This window comes from Leifsonia sp. T36S-04 (genome assembly GCF_042465655.1).
In the GTDB taxonomy this organism is placed as follows: domain Bacteria; phylum Actinomycetota; class Actinomycetes; order Actinomycetales; family Microbacteriaceae; genus Leifsonia.
In genome coordinates, this window is the sequence record NZ_CP146286.1 from 2,390,727 (window position 1) to 2,405,119 (window position 14,393).

The following is a 14,393-nucleotide window of genomic DNA, read 5'->3' on the forward strand; positions in this document are numbered from 1 at the left end:
GCTACTTCTTGACGATGTCGTACGCGAAGAACTGCGAGTTCAGCCCGTTCACCGGGTAGCCGCTCACACTACTGTCGGCGACGACGATCTGCGGGTACAGGTACAGCCAGGCGCTGGCCGCATCCTTCGCGATCTGCTCGTTGACCTGCTTCAGCTTCGCGGTCTGCTCGGCCGTCGTGCTCGCCTGCTCGGCCTCGTCCACCCACTGGGTCACCTGCGGGTTGTCGTAGCCCCAGTAGAAGTCGGGGTTGCCGTACCAGACCACGTCACGGTCGTTCACGTGCTCCTGCAGAGTGGCGGTGAAGTCGTGGTTCTTGAAGACCTTCGTGTACCACTCGTCCGCCGAGATGGAGTTGATGGTCACGGTGACGCCGACCTTCGCCAGCTCGCTCTTCAGGAACTCGGCGACGGCCGGGTGCGGGTCGTACGTCGGGGTGTCGAGCGTGAAGCTGAAGCCGTTCGGGAGCCCGGCGTCCGCCAGCTCCTTCTTCGCCAGGTTGACGTCGTAGGGGTTCACCTTGGTGAGGTCCTCGTACCAGGGGTCGCTCGGCGGGACCATGGAGCCGATCAGCGTTCCGTAGTCGCCCCAGATGGAGTTGAGGAGCTTCTTGGTGTCGATGGCCGAGTAGATGGCCTTGCGCACCTCGACCTTGTCGAAGGGTGCGACCTTGTCGTTGAAGGCCAGCAGCTCCTTGGTGGTCGACTTGCCCTCGGAGATCGTGTAATCCTTGTTGTCCGTGAACGTGGTCAACGCGTCCGGGCTCTGGATGCTCGTGACGATGTCGACCTGCTTGGTCTGGAGCGCGTTCGACAGGGCCGACGCGTCGGTGAAGTAGTCGAACTCCACTGCCTTGTTCTTGGCCTGCTCTCCCCAGTAACCGCTCCAGCGCTCGAGGCTCAGCGAGCTGCCGCGCTTCCAGGTGCCCAGCGTGTACGGTCCCGTGCCGTCCTCGGCGGTCTTGTACTTCGAGGTTCCGGGGCCGTAGATCCAGACGTAGCTGAGGTTGTACGGCAGGGAGATCGAGCGCGACTTCAGCGTGATCGTCACGGTCTTGTCGTCAGGGGTGTCGATCTTCGAGATGACCGCGAGCTGGCCCTTGCGCGCCGACTGCGAGTCCGCTGCGGTGACGCGCTCGATGCTGCGCTTGACGTCTGCGCTGGTCAGGGCCTTGCCGGAGTGGAACTTCACGTCGTCGCGCAGCGTGAACGTATACGTCAGGCCGTCCTCGCTGGTGGTGTACTTCGTGGCGAGCAGCGGCTCGACCTTGCCGTTGTCCGTCAGCGTGAAAAGTCCCTCGTAGACGTTGCCGTTGAGCGCCTCGGTGACACCCTGGCCGCCGCCGGCGGTGTTGTCGAGGTTGACGGGCTCGTAGAGAGAACCGATGGCGATGGACGCGTCACTGCCGCCCGACGAGGACGACGAGGCGCCAGCGCAGCCGGCGAGGGCCAGGGCGGATGCGAGACCGATCGCCAGCGTCGCGAACAGGGAAGACTTCTTCACAGGGGGTGCTCCAGTGCTGTGGGGGTGAGGTGTTGGGGAGGGTGGATGCGCCGAGCGCGGGTCTGAGGCCCGATCAGTGCTGGAAGCCGTCGCCGAACACGACGCGCTTCTCACCGGCGGTGACCGGGACGGGGAAGCGGTTGTTGCGCGGCGGCAGCGGACAGTTGTACTGGTCCGAGAAGCCGCAGGGCGGCACGAACGCGCGGTTGAAGTCGAGGACGACGCGGTCGTCGCCCTGGTGCTCCACGAAGAGGAAGCGACCGGAGGCGTAGGTGCCCTCGTCGCCCTCTGCGCCGTTGCTCGGGTCCCCGAAGACGAGGAGCAGCGTCCCGTCGTCGTCGAACGCGCTCAGCACGTACTCGACGCCGTCGCGTTCGAAGGCGATGTCGCCGGGCACCACCAGGTCTCGGGTGAGGCCGTTGTCGCGGATGTGCTCGAACGGGATGGTGCGGTCATCGCTGACGGGAGTGAAGGTCGCCTCGATCACCCAGCTGGGGTCGAACGGGAACACCTCGATGGTCTCGAACGCGCGGATGGCGGGCGAGGCGGCGTCCCAGAGGCGGATGCCGCGCTCCAGCTCGCCGCTCTCCAGGCTGCGTCGCGTGAGCTCGGTGGCGGTCACGGTCTCGGGCCGGCCGGCGAGCGCCTCCTCGACGGTGGTCTCGTCGCCCGCCGCGAGCCAGCGCGTCTCGATCAACGCGAGGTTGCCCGTCGGTGCAGCGACGCCCCGGAGGCGGTTCGCACGCCAGGCGTCCCAGCCGTCGCGGGCGTTCTCGATGGTGTGTGCGGACGCGAGGGTGGGGATGGAGATATCAGTCACGATGTCAGACATAACCCACCGAGTCTCCGGGTTGTTCCCGATCCCGCCTATTCGTGTTGCTCTGTGTTTCGCGGCGCCGTGTCTCGGGCGGTCGCGCGCACGACCGATGGGGTCACGGCGAGCACGCCCGCCGCGACGGCGGGGACCAGCAGCGCCCAGCCGACATCCGGCCGGGCGTAGAGCCCCTGGAAGCATCCGACGGCCACTGCGAGTTGCAGGATCTGGATGGTCAGCGCGGAGGCGCGGGCCCAGCTGCGGCGGCGCAGCAATCCGACGACGGTGGCGACGACCCAGGCCGCGGCGAGGAACGCGAGCACGGTGATCGCGACCGCCGACGGATAGGACACGGGACGCACCGTGAGCAGGTCGATGAGCAGCCAGACCGCGACCGCGACGACGAGGAGGGCCTCGAGCGCGAGGATGACCGTGAGCACGGTGAGAAGCGGCGGCCGCCCGGAGGTGCGGGCCGGGGCGGCTCCGTCGGCGGCGTTCTGAGGGTCGGGCACTATAGCATCCTGACGTTTCCGGCTCGTGTTCCCAGCGTTATCCCATCCAAAACTATTGCTTCGGAATAACTGCTATGGGAGCATGTTCTCTGGTCGAGTTTTCGCTCACAGGGTCGTGGGCAGGTCTGATTCCCCCCGGATCTATGCACCCTGCAACTCGGCTGCTTATCTGCATTCTATGGCCCTGTCGGGCCTGGAACCCCCAGTAAACAAGGAGCACATCTACATGGATTGGCGCGACAAAGCCGCCTGCCTCACCGCGGACCCCGAGCTTTTCTTCCCGGTTGGCAACACGGGCCCTGCCGTCGACCAGATCGACAAGGCCAAGGCGGTCTGCGCACGCTGCACCGTGACCGAGATCTGCCTGCAGTACGCACTCGAGACCGGCCAGGACTCGGGCGTCTGGGGCGGTCTCTCCGAAGACGAGCGTCGCGCGCTCAAGCGCCGCGCCGCCCGCGCCCGCCGCGCGTCCTAGCGCCGGCGCACCACCCGCTTCACCCCTCGCTGCGCGGACCGAGTCCGAGCACGACAGCCGAGGCGGCGCTCATCCACCTAGCATCCGAGCGCCCCTCGGCTTTTTCGCGCCGTCGGCAGCGCGTCAGATCTTTGCGAGGTACCTCAGCGGAACCTCGATGGTGACCTCGGTGCCCTGACCCATCAGGGTGTGCCAGTCGATCGCGCCGCCCAGCTCGCCCTGGATGAGCGTGCGGACGATCTGCGTGCCCAGCCCCGAACCGACCTTGCCCTCGGGCAGGCCGGAGCCGTTGTCGACGACCTTGACGGTCAGCGACTCGTCGGACCGCTTGGCGATGATCTCCACCTGACCCTCGCGGCCGGCGAGCCCGTGCTCGACGGCGTTCGTGACGAGCTCCGTGAGCGCCAGCGCGAGCGGCGTGGCGAACTCCGAGGGCAGCGAGCCGAACGTCCCCGACTTCTTCGGGTGGACCGTCGTGGTGTGGCTGGCCGCCACCTCGGCGACGAGGAGCAGCACCCGGTCGAACACGTCGTCGAAGTCGACGATCTGGGCGAGCCCCGTCGACAGGGTGTCGTGGACCACGGCGATCGCCGCAACCCGGCGCATGGCCTGGCTGAGGGCTTCTCGGGCCTCCTCCGAGTGCGTCCGCCGGGCCTGGATGCGGAGCAGCGAGGCGACCGTCTGGAGGTTGTTCTTCACGCGGTGGTGGATCTCGCGGATCGTCGCATCCTTCGTGATCAGCTCGCGCTCCTGGTGCCGCTGCTCGGACACGTCACGGCAGAGGACGATCGCGCCGACACGCTGCCCGCGGTTGCGGATCGGGATGGCGCGCAGCGAGACGGTGACGCCCCGCGCCTCGATGTCCGTGCGCCAGGGCGCGCGGCCGGTGACCACCAGGGGCAGGGACTCGTCGACCGTCACCGTGCCGGCCAGCAGGCCGGTGGTCACGGTGGCGAGCGATTCGCCTTCGAGCTCGCCCGTGAAACCCATGCGGTTGAACGCACTGAGCGCATTGGGGCTGGCGAAGGTGGTCGTGCCGTCGACATCGAGCCGGATGAGGCCGTCCGCGGCCCGGGGCGCGCCGCGGCGGGGAGCCGCCGGTGCGCCGAGGTCGGGGAAGTCGCCGGTCGCGATCATGTTGAACAGGTCGTTCGCGCACTCGTTGAACGTCAGCTCCTGACGGCTGGGCGTGCGCGCCTCGCTCAGGTTGGTGTGGCGGGTGATCACCGCGATCGGCTCGTCCGCCGTGTCCGGCGAGTGGATGGAGAGCCGGCGGATCACCGGAACGGCGCGTACCCGGGTCGGCGTCTCTTCGTACCAGTCGGGGGCGGAGGTGTCGATGATCTGCTTCGACTGGTACGCGTCGGTGACCTGCTGGCGCCACTCCGGCTTGATGCGCTGGCCGACGAAGTCGCGGTAGAACAGCGTGGCCGCGGAGGACGGACGGGCGTGAGCGACGGCGACGAAGTCGTCATCGGCCGTCGGGACCCACAGCACGATGTCGGCGAACGCGAGGTCGGCGAGGAGCTGCCAGTCGCCGACGAGCCCGTGCAGCCATTCGACATCCTCCTCGGAGGAGCGGCCGTGGGCGTGGACGAGATCGCTGAGCGTTGACACCACCCCATCCTAAACGCCCCCTTCCAGAAGATGACAGGGGTTATCCACAGGGCTCATACGCCCTGGACGATGTGGCCGACCGCTGCTTGAGTGAGGAATCGCACATATCACAGGTCTATTTCACCACGGACCACCGACACACCTCACCAGGGAGATCCATGCACCACCTAGCCCTCGCCTCCTCGCCGGTGTCGAGCGCCGCACCCGTCGCCGCACCCGTCGCTGCTGTTTCCACCGTCGCGCCCATCGTCGAGTCGGGCAACCCGGACCCGGCGACTCTCTGCGCCAACCTGGCGCGCTGCGTGATCGAGATCCTGGCGGGTGCCCGCCCCCTCGACCAGATCGGGAGGTGGGTCAGCGACTCCGTGTACGTGCACCTCCTCCGGCGCACCATGCTGGCGCTCCGCACGCGAGCGGTGGCGGAGGATGATCCCCTGCGCCCGCGCATGAGCATCGGGAGTCCCCTGCTCGGGTTCCCGTCGGAGGGCGTGGTCGAAGCGGTGGTGCTGGTGCACCAGGCCGCCCGGTCGCGTGCAGTGGCGATCCGGTTGGAACGTCACCGCACGCGCTGGCGCGCGACGGCGATCAACGTGCTCTGACGGCGCTCTGCGGAGGCCTTCCAACGACGAACGGCGGCCCCTTCCGGGACCGCCGTTCGTCGTGGCGTTCAGTGAGCCGGGGTCAGCGCTTCTTGGCCTGCGCCCGACGCTCCGCGCGATTCACCGGGGCCTCGCCGTCGGCCGCGTCAACGCGCTGCCCGAAGGCTCCGCGCTGGGTGGAGCCCTGCGCCGGCGGTGCGGCCGGAGCGGCCTGCTGCTGGGCACGCTGCGCACGCGCCGTCGCCGCCTGCTCGATGCGGCCACGCTCGTCGCGCACCTCCACGCCGCCCTGCTCGGCGGGGGCGGAGTAGCTGAGCTCGGTGTCGCCGTCGCCGCGTGCGAGACCCTTGGCCGCCACGGCCGGGGCCTCCACCTCGCCCGGCGCCTGGTTGACCTCCACCTCGAGGTTGAAGAGGAACCCGATGGTCTCTTCGCGGATGGCGCCCATCATCTGCTGGAACATGGCGAAGCCCTCGCGCTGGTACTCGACCAGCGGGTCGCGCTGCGCCATGGCGCGCAGGCCGATGCCGTCCTTCAGGTAGTCCATCTCGTAGAGGTGGTCACGCCAGCGGCGGTCGATCACCGAGAGGACGACCCGGCGCTCGAGCTCCCGCATGGCGGGTGCTCCGAGCGACTCCTCGCGCCGCTGGTAGGCGATGCGGGCGTCCGACATGATCTCGCGGCGCATGAAGTCGCGGTTGATCTTGCCCTTGTTGCCGGCCTCTGCGATGACCTCGTCGATGCTCACACCCACCGGGTAGAGCGTCTTGAGCTCCGCCCAGAGCGCATCGAAGTCCCAGTCGTCGCCGCTGCCCTCGCCGGTGTGCTGGTCCAGGATGTCGTCGATCACGTCGGTGAGGAACTGCTGCACGCGCTCGTGCAGGTCGTCGCCCTCGAGGATGTGGCGGCGGTCGCTGTAGATCGCCTCGCGCTGGCGGTTGAGGACGTCGTCGTACTTCAGGACGTTCTTGCGGATCTCGGCGTTGCGCGCCTCCACCTGGGACTGCGCGCTGCGGATGGCGCGGCTGACGACCTTCGACTCGATCGCCATGTCGTCCGGAACGCTCGCCCGGCCCATCAGGCTCTCGGCCGCGCCCGCGTTGAACAGGCGCATCAGGTCGTCCGTCAGGGAGAGGTAGAAGCGGCTCTCCCCCGGGTCTCCCTGCCGGCCGGAGCGACCGCGGAGCTGGTTGTCGATGCGCCGGGACTCGTGGCGCTCGGTTCCGAGCACGTACAGACCGCCCGCGGCGACGACCTTCTCGGCCTCCTCCGCCACCTGCGCCTTGACGTCCCGGAAGACCTCTTCCCAGGCCGCTTCGTACTCCTCCGGCGTCTCGACCGGCGAGAGACCGCGCGCGTTCATCTCGGCGACCGCGATGAACTCCGAGTTGCCTCCGAGCATGACGTCGGTGCCACGACCCGCCATGTTGGTGGCGACCGTCACCGCGCCGAGCCGGCCCGCCTGAGCGACGATCGCCGCCTCGCGCGCGTGGTTCTTCGCGTTGAGCACCTCGTGACGGACGCCCTTCTTGGCGAGCAGCCGCGAAAGGTACTCGCTCTTCTCGACCGACGTCGTGCCGACCAGCACGGGCTGGCCCTTCTCGTGGCGCTTGACGATGTCTTCGACGACCTGGTCGAACTTCGCCGCCTCGTTCTTGTACACGAGGTCGGCCTGGTCGATGCGCTGCATCGGCCGGTTCGTGGGGATCGGGACCACGCCCAGCTTGTACGTGCTCATGAACTCGGCCGCTTCGGTCTCGGCGGTACCGGTCATGCCCGAGAGCTTCTTGTACAGGCGGAAGTAGTTCTGCAGCGTGACCGTGGCGAGGGTCTGGTTCTCGGCCTTGACCTCGACACCCTCCTTGGCCTCGATCGCCTGGTGGATGCCCTCGTTGTAGCGGCGGCCGACCAGGATGCGGCCGGTGTGCTCGTCGACGATCAGCACCTCGCCGTTCATGACGACGTAGTCCTTGTCGCGCTTGAAGAGGGCGTTTGCCTTGATGGCGTTGTTGAGGAACGAGATCAGCGGGGTGTTCGCCGACTCGTAGAGGTTGTCGATGCCGAGGTAGTCCTCGACCTTCTCGATGCCGGGCTCGAGCACGCCCACGGTGCGCTTCTTCTCATCCACCTCGTAGTCGACCTCGGGCGTGAGGCGCTTGGCGAGACTGGCGAACTCGTTGAACCAGCGGTTGGCCTCGCCTGACGACGGACCCGAGATGATCAGCGGGGTCCGCGCCTCGTCGATGAGGATCGAGTCGACCTCGTCGACGATCGCGAAGAAGTGGCCGCGCTGGACCATGTCGCTCGCCTGCCACGCCATGTTGTCGCGCAGGTAGTCGAAACCGAACTCGTTGTTGGTGCCGTAGGTGATGTCGGCGGCGTACTGCTCGCGGCGCTCCTCGGGCGTCTGACCGCTGAGGATGACGCCGGTGGACATGCCGAGGGCGCGGAACACGCGGCCCATCAGCTCCGACTGGTAGCTGGCCAGGTAGTCGTTGACGGTGATGACGTGGACGCCGCGGCTGGCGATGGCGTTGAGGTAGGCGGCCGTCGTCGCGACGAGGGTCTTGCCCTCACCGGTCTTCATCTCGGCGATGTTGCCGAGGTGGAGGGCGGCGCCACCCATGATCTGCACGTCGAAGTGGCGCATGCCGAGCGTCCGCTTCGCCGCTTCGCGCACCGCGGCGAACGCCTCGGGCAGGAGGTCGTCGAGCGACTCGCCGTTGCCGTAGCGCTCGCGCAGTTCGACGGTCTCGTGCGCGAGTTCCTCGTCGGTGAGTTCGCTGAAGTCGTCTTCGAGAGCGTTGACCGCTTTCGCGTACGCCTCGAGCCGACGGAGGGTCCGGCCCTCGCCCACACGGAGGACCTTTTCAAGAACTGAGGCCACTGATGCACTCCACTTTTGCTCGGTCGGGCGGACGGCCCGGCGTCCCGATGGACGCACGCCGGACGGCAGACTCCGCCGACGCTAGGGCCATGCTACTTGTTCAGCCCCCACGTTCGGAGTGTCCGTGCTGGGAGGCACCTGGAGAACAGCCGATGGCGACCGCCGCCTGGGCGGCCGCCATCGGTGTGCTCGCGTCGGCGGGGCGGGTCAGCCGAGCTTGCGCGCGGCGGTGGCGACCTCCTGCAGTTCGTCGGCGTCGTCGTCCAGGGAGATCACGCCGTAGTCCCAGCCTTTGCGGCGGTAGACGACGCTCGGACGCTGGGTCTCCTGGTCGACGAACAGGTAGAAGTCGTGGCCGACGAGCTCCATGTAGTAGAGGGCGTCGTCGACGGCCATCGGCACCGAGGCGAATACCTTCTTGCGGATCACGACGGGCGAGTACTCCTCGTCCGCCTCCGGGGTCGCCTCGGCCTCATCGGATACGGCGGGCGTGGAGCCGGTGCGGACCTGGTCCAGCACCGCGACCGGTGCTGCAGCGAGCCCGACCGCGCTGAATCCGTCGGTGCTCGCCTCCCGCAACGAGGTCGGCCGGTGCTGGCCGCGATGGACCTTGCGACGATCCTTCGCGCGACGGACCCTCTCCAACAGCTTTCCGAGCGCGATGTCGAACGCAGCGTACTTGTCCTGCCCCGTCGCCTCGGATCTCACCACCGCCTTGGGCCCCACAAGAGTCAGCTCGACACGGTCGTCGCCGTTCGTGCTGCCGGCCTTCTCGTTGTGGCGGCTGACCTTGATCTCGAACGAGATGGCTCGCTCGGCCAGGTGTGCGACCTTTTCCGACTTCTCGGTGGCGTACTCCCGGAATCGATCAGTAATGCCCAGGTTTCGTCCGATGATGTTGATGTCCATGGAGACCTCCCTGATCCGGCGTGCGGTCCGCCCGATTCAGAAGTGCGGATCGCTCGCACCTTTTGGACCACCGTAGTGCGCCTTCCCCGGTTGCGATACCGGAAAACAGGCGGCATTCCCGGTGCGTCTGCTGGACAGTTGCTGATCGTCACCCGTATTCCGGAGCGGCGTGCGGGCGATCGACGCGGCGCCCGCCACCCTCCCCCCGACCGATCGAATGGCGCGCGCAGCTTCGGCGACGGTCGATCCCGAGGTGACGATGTCGTCGACGATCAGGCAATCGCGTCCGGCGAGCCGGGACGATGCGATCAGGCTCCCGTCTCGGTTGCCCGCCCGCTGCGTCGCCGTCAGACCCGCTTGGTCGGCCGTCTGACGGGACAAGCGCAGCGCCCGCCACAGCGGCGGCACGAGGATGTGCGCCCGGGCGAGCACCGACCGGGTGGGGTGATACCCGCGCCGCCGCCACGCCGACCGGGTCGAGGGAATGAGCACGGGCAGCAGCGCGGAGCCGTCGCCGGGTCTCGCTCGGTGGCGTTGGGCCTCCGCCACGGCGGATCGCAACGGCACGGCGAGCGCACGGGCGACGTCCGTGCGGCCCCCGTCCTTGTAGGCGAGCAGTACGCGACGGGCGACACCCTCATAGCGCAGCGCCGACCAGACCGGGATGCCGTCGATCGTCTCGACTCCCGGTACCGGCCGGAGCGCCTCGGCGCAGCCGTCGCAGAGTGTTCGATCCGGGTGACCGCACCCCGCGCACCGGACGGGGAGGAGGATCGCGGCGGCGTCGAGCAGGGATTCACGGACCAGGGTGTGTGCTGTCATGGGTCGAGCCTCCCGGACCGCGACTATCCGCGTCCCGGTCGAAGCGATCTCGGTGGAGAACTCCGCGGAGCGCGCGGCTGTGGAGAATTCCGTTGTGCAGCGCGCGGGTTACGGCTGCCCCTGCTGCACCGCGACCGCTCCCACCTTGTCGAGCTGGGCCTGCCAGCCGGTGCCGGTCGGCGCGAGCAGCGTCCCGTCCTGGCTGAGGACGACGTACGGTGCGAGGCCCGCCGCACCGACGATCGTCCGCCCGCCCGCCGGGCCGGAGGTCGTCGTCTGGCCGCCGCCGACGGTCTGCTGCGCGATGCTCGTCGCCTCGCCCGTCGTCGTGCTGAGCAGCGAGATCGTCAGGTCGCTCGTCCACGCCGCCGAGCGCGCGCCCGACGACGGCACGGCGAGTTCGATGGGTTCGGTCAGCGAGTTCGGTACGCCGTTCCCGCCGCGGACGATGCCGGCGGCCATCAATGACATCCCTGTCGTCGTGCGGAGCAGGGCGGCGAGCCGGGTGCCATCGCGGGACACCGCGAGGGACAGCACGGCGGTCGCGTTCGGCCAGTTCGCCGGCACCGCGTGCGCATCGCCGCCGTTCGCCGCCGCGACCTGGATCGCCCCTGGCGCGTCGCCCGGGACGGACCACACCCAGCCCGAGGAGTCCAGCGACGGGCCGATCAGGCCGGGTCGCGCATCCACCAGCACCGGATCCCCGGTCCGGCGCACGGAGTATGCCCCGGCCTGGGACAGCACCGCCGCCTGCTCCCGCGTCGCGCCGAGGGTGATCGCGGTCGGGTGCAGCCCGGCGACCTTGTCGCTGAGCCCGCTGAGCGGGGTCACCGTGTCGCCGTTGAGCGGTCCGAAGACATCGCCCCGGTACACGAACGAGTGCGGGTCGACCGGCGGGTTCTGATCCGGCGCAGCGGCAGCGCTCAGGGACGGGATCTGCTGGACGTTGCCCTCGATCGAGAGCTGCACGCTCTGTGCCAGGCTTCCGAGCGACTGCTCGAGCTGGTACTGCATCCGCTGCAACTGCGCCGGGTCCGCCTGCGCCGCTTCGGAGCTCAGGTCGACGCGGGCCACCCCGCTCCCGGTGGTCACCGAGGGCACGGCGAGCTGTGTGCCCTTCGGGAACGCCGTCGTCACCGCGCCGGCGAGCCACGGCGCGGGCCCAGCGAGCAGCGAGCTGGCCACCCGGGTCGCGGCGGAGGCCACGCGCGCGGGGAACCAGCGCGCATCCGGCACCAGTGAGGAGAATCCCGGACTGTAGAAGTACAGCGTCTGCTGGGTGTACACCGCCCGGAAGGTGGGGTCGTCGATCACCACGCCGTCCGGTGCGACCGAGATCCGCCACTCCCCGTTCTCGCGCACGAGCTGGTAGTTCAGGCCGACAGGAGCCGTGCTTCCGACCGGGTGGTAGGTGCCGACCGCGTCGACGTTGGCGACCGGCGTCACCTCCACACGCCACAGCGGACCCTGCTCGTCGTAGCTGCGATTGCGGCCGTCGTCGACGGTGACGGACTCGTCGGGATTCCAGTTCGCTGCCATGGAGTGCGTGAGGTACTCGCGGGCGATCTGGAAGTTGTTCTTCGGGCTGGAGGCGGCGTCGATGAAGCCCTGCACGATCCGCTGCTGGCTTGCGCCCTTCTCCGGCGGCGACGGGTTGAAGTCCAGGTCGAGCGGATCGTTGACCTGGGCCACCGGGCCGCCCTGACGGACCGGTCCGGAGTCCGGGATGCTCGCGCAGCCGGCGAGCACCAGCACCGCAGCGGTCAGCGCGGCGACCACGACGCCGGCCCTCCTGGGCGTACGGCGCCGGATCATGCGTGCGCCTCGCTTCCGCTGGGCGCAGGCAGTGCCGCAGGGGGCATGGTCACGCCGGCATCGGCGGGCGGGAGGGGAAGCGGCGAGCCGGTGATCTCCCGCCCGATCGCGCGCGGCAGAGTCAGGCGGAAGCAGGATCCGGCCCCGGGAGCGGACCACACCTGCAGCCAGCCGGAGTGCAGCGTCGCGTCCTCGAGCGAGATGGCGAGCCCCAGTCCTGTGCCGCCCAGCGTCCGCTTGCGGGACGGGTCCGCCCGCCAGAACCGGTCGAACACGTGCGCCATGTCCTGCGCGCTCATCCCGATGCCGTAGTCGCGCACGGCGAGGGCGACCGCGCTCTCGTTGCTGTCGATGGTCACCAGCACGGGCTGGCCCTCTCCGTGCTCGATCGCGTTGCCGATCAGGTTGCGGACCACCCGCCGGATGCGCCGCGGGTCCATGGGCACGTCGAAGTAGCCGCCAGGAGCGTCGAGGACGAGCTCCGAGCCGTTCTGCTCCGAGACCGTGCGCAACTCGTCGACGCACTCCTCCGCCAGCCGCACCAGATTCGTCGGCTCGGCGTCGAGGACGACCGATCCGGCGTCGTACCGGCTGATCTCCAGGAGGTCGGACAGGAGACGATCGAAGCGCTCGATCTGGGTGTGCAGCAACTCGGCCGTCCGTGCCGTCGAGGGCTGGAATCCCTCGCGCTGGTCGTAGATGACGTCACCGGCCAGGCGGATCGTCGTGAGCGGGGTGCGCAGCTCGTGCGACACATCCGAGACGAACCGTTGCTGCAGCTGGGACAGGGTGGCGAGCTGGTTGATCTGGCTCTGCATGCTGTCCGCCATGCCGTTGAACGAGCGCGCGAGGGTGGCGAAGACGTCCTCGCCCTTCTCCGGGATGCGTACGGCGAGATCCCCCGCCGCGAGCCGCTCGCTCGTCAGCGCGGCGACCCGGATCGGCTCCACCACGAAGCGCACGATGACCCAGGTGATGGCGCCGATGAGGAGGATGAGGGCGAGACCGGCCAGCAGCAGCGTGTTCTGGACGAACAGCAGCGTGTTCTCCGCGTCGCGCAGGTTGTAGCCGATGTAGAGCTCGTACTTGCCGTACGACGGAAGAGTGAGCTGCGACCCGACGACGATTCCGGGATCCGTGTCGCCGCCGACTGCGGGAAGCGAGACCGACTGGTAGTACTGCTTCGTCCCGCCGTTCTGGACCTTCTCGCGCAGTTCGGGCGAGATGACCGAGTTGATCGCGGGGCTGCCGCGGTCGGGCGGCGCGAGCACGCCGGTGTCCTGGCCCGGGACGCGGTAGGCCGCGACCAGCCGGCTCGACGTCGACGCCTGGACGCTCTGGAGCACCGTGTTGAGCAGGTTCTTGCCCGCATCCCCCGACGAGACGTCCGAGGCGTTGAGGGTCGACTGCGCCGTGGTCGTCGCCCGGCTGGAGTCGCGCAGCGCCTGGTCGAGCCGCGACTGGTAGAGGTCGTTGCTGATGCTGAGCGCCATATAGACGCCGGTGACGAGGATGGCCACGCCCGTGAGGAGCAGCGTGATCGCGACCGTGCGGAGCTGCAGCGAGCCGCGCCACACGCGCGCGAGGCGCGAGGGCAGCTGCCGCCACCACTCCCGCGTCGGCCACCAGGACATGCCGGTCTCCGGGGCTAGGCCGCCGCGCCGGCGCGGTAGCCGACCCCGCGCACGGTCATGACGATCTTCGGGTTGTCCGGATCCTGCTCGACCTTGGCGCGCAGGCGCTGCACGTGCACGTTGACCAGGCGTGTGTCGGCCTTGTAGTGGTAGCCCCAGACCTGCTCGAGCAGCATTTCGCGGGTGAAGACCTGCTGCGGCTTGGATGCGAGCGCGAGCAGGAGGTCGAACTCCAGCGGGGTCAGCGCGATGCGCGTCTCGCCGCGGCGGACCTCGTGACCGGCGACGTCGACGACGAGATCGCCGACGGACAGCTCGTCCGCTGCCGGACCCGCGGGGGTGGGCCGCAGCCGGGTCCGGATGCGGGCGACGAGTTCCTTCGGGTTGAAGGGCTTGACCATGTAGTCGTCGGCCCCGGACTCGAGGCCCTTGACCACGTCCGCCGTGTCGGACTTGGCGGTGAGCATGATGATCGGGGTGCCGGATTCGGCGCGGATGCGGGCGCAGACCTCGATTCCGTCGAGGCCCGGGAGCATGAGGTCGAGCAGGACGAGGTCGGGCTTCGCCGACCGGAAAGTGTCCACAGCGAGGTTGCCGTCTTCGCAGAAGACCGGGTCGAAACCCTCCGTGCGCAGCACGATTCCGATCATCTCCGCAAGCGCGGTGTCGTCGTCGACCACCAGGATGCGACTAGTCATGTCGGACGTTCCCCGAACCCCTCTCGCGCAGCGATCGCCGCGCACAACATGACCAGCGTAATGGAGCAGGCTGCTACCGGCTTGAATGAAAGCCATATGTGCCCTGTGGA

12 protein-coding genes are annotated in these 14,393 nt (G+C 68.8%); 2 read left to right on the forward strand and 10 right to left on the reverse strand.

Annotated elements, in window-relative coordinates:
• Position 1: 1 nt before the first annotated feature.
• From P3F85_RS11665 to P3F85_RS11675, 3 genes are all read right to left on the reverse strand, one after another.
• Positions 2–1,501, reverse strand: coding sequence for an ABC transporter substrate-binding protein (locus P3F85_RS11665; protein WP_374007679.1), 1,500 nt, complete (start codon positions 1,499–1,501; stop codon positions 2–4).
• A gap of 73 nt (positions 1,502–1,574) precedes the next feature.
• The gene (locus P3F85_RS11670) at positions 1,575–2,333 is read right to left on the reverse strand and encodes a DUF1684 domain-containing protein (protein WP_374007681.1); all 759 of its coding nucleotides are present in this window, start codon (positions 2,331–2,333) and stop codon (positions 1,575–1,577) included.
• A 35-nt stretch (positions 2,334–2,368) separates the two neighbouring features.
• A complete protein-coding gene (locus P3F85_RS11675) occupies positions 2,369–2,827 on the reverse strand; it encodes a hypothetical protein (protein ID WP_374007682.1) in 459 nt (152 codons plus the stop codon).
• Between the two features lie 226 nt (positions 2,828–3,053).
• On the opposite strand from P3F85_RS11675, the gene P3F85_RS11680 reads away from it, so the two are divergent.
• Complete coding sequence (locus P3F85_RS11680) at positions 3,054–3,302, forward strand: WhiB family transcriptional regulator (protein ID WP_018190103.1); 249 nt, start codon at positions 3,054–3,056, stop codon at positions 3,300–3,302.
• Between the two features lie 123 nt (positions 3,303–3,425).
• On the opposite strand, the gene P3F85_RS11685 is transcribed toward P3F85_RS11680, so the two are convergent.
• Positions 3,426–4,919 (reverse strand): sensor histidine kinase, encoded by a 1,494-nt coding sequence (locus tag P3F85_RS11685; protein WP_374007684.1) that lies wholly within the window; start codon positions 4,917–4,919, stop codon positions 3,426–3,428.
• A gap of 158 nt (positions 4,920–5,077) precedes the next feature.
• On the opposite strand from P3F85_RS11685, the gene P3F85_RS11690 reads away from it, so the two are divergent.
• Positions 5,078–5,518, forward strand: coding sequence for an Rv3235 family protein (locus P3F85_RS11690; protein WP_374007686.1), 441 nt, complete (start codon positions 5,078–5,080; stop codon positions 5,516–5,518).
• Between the two features lie 82 nt (positions 5,519–5,600).
• On the opposite strand, the gene secA is transcribed toward P3F85_RS11690, so the two are convergent.
• The 6 genes from secA to mtrA form a co-directional block, all read right to left on the reverse strand.
• Positions 5,601–8,405 (reverse strand): preprotein translocase subunit SecA, encoded by a 2,805-nt coding sequence (gene secA, locus P3F85_RS11695; protein ID WP_374007688.1) that lies wholly within the window; start codon positions 8,403–8,405, stop codon positions 5,601–5,603.
• Between the two features lie 207 nt (positions 8,406–8,612).
• Positions 8,613–9,314 carry a ribosome hibernation-promoting factor, HPF/YfiA family gene (gene hpf / locus P3F85_RS11700; protein WP_374007690.1) on the reverse strand — a complete coding sequence of 234 codons (702 nt, stop codon included), beginning with the start codon at positions 9,312–9,314 and terminating at the stop codon, positions 8,613–8,615.
• A 36-nt stretch (positions 9,315–9,350) separates the two neighbouring features.
• Entirely contained in the window at positions 9,351–10,136 is a 786-nt protein-coding gene (locus P3F85_RS11705) for a ComF family protein (protein ID WP_374007692.1), read from the reverse strand.
• 108 nt (positions 10,137–10,244) lie between these two features.
• Positions 10,245–11,951 (reverse strand): GerMN domain-containing protein, encoded by a 1,707-nt coding sequence (locus P3F85_RS11710; protein WP_374007693.1) that lies wholly within the window; start codon positions 11,949–11,951, stop codon positions 10,245–10,247.
• Positions 11,948–13,585 carry an MtrAB system histidine kinase MtrB gene (mtrB, locus tag P3F85_RS11715; RefSeq protein ID WP_374007695.1) on the reverse strand — a complete coding sequence of 546 codons (1,638 nt, stop codon included), beginning with the start codon at positions 13,583–13,585 and terminating at the stop codon, positions 11,948–11,950. The genes P3F85_RS11710 and mtrB overlap by 4 nt, the downstream gene beginning before the upstream one ends.
• A 14-nt stretch (positions 13,586–13,599) precedes the next feature.
• Positions 13,600–14,283 (reverse strand): MtrAB system response regulator MtrA, encoded by a 684-nt coding sequence (gene mtrA, locus P3F85_RS11720; RefSeq protein WP_374007697.1) that lies wholly within the window; start codon positions 14,281–14,283, stop codon positions 13,600–13,602.
• Positions 14,284–14,393 lie beyond the last annotated feature (110 nt).

Bases quoted from the DNA above. Each gene is read 5' to 3' on its own strand.
- P3F85_RS11680 (WP_018190103.1), top strand. From the start codon at position 3,054: ATGGATTGGCGCGACAAAGCCGCCTGCCTCACCGCGGACCCCGAGCTT.
- hpf (WP_374007690.1), bottom strand. From the start codon at position 9,314: ATGGACATCAACATCATCGGACGAAACCTGGGCATTACTGATCGATTC.
- mtrA (WP_374007697.1), bottom strand. From the start codon at position 14,283: ATGACTAGTCGCATCCTGGTGGTCGACGACGACACCGCGCTTGCGGAG.
- P3F85_RS11710 (WP_374007693.1), bottom strand. From the start codon at position 11,951: ATGATCCGGCGCCGTACGCCCAGGAGGGCCGGCGTCGTGGTCGCCGCG.
- mtrB (WP_374007695.1), bottom strand. From the start codon at position 13,585: ATGTCCTGGTGGCCGACGCGGGAGTGGTGGCGGCAGCTGCCCTCGCGC.
- P3F85_RS11670 (WP_374007681.1), bottom strand. From the start codon at position 2,333: ATGTCTGACATCGTGACTGATATCTCCATCCCCACCCTCGCGTCCGCA.
- P3F85_RS11705 (WP_374007692.1), bottom strand. From the start codon at position 10,136: ATGACAGCACACACCCTGGTCCGTGAATCCCTGCTCGACGCCGCCGCG.
- P3F85_RS11690 (WP_374007686.1), top strand. From the start codon at position 5,078: ATGCACCACCTAGCCCTCGCCTCCTCGCCGGTGTCGAGCGCCGCACCC.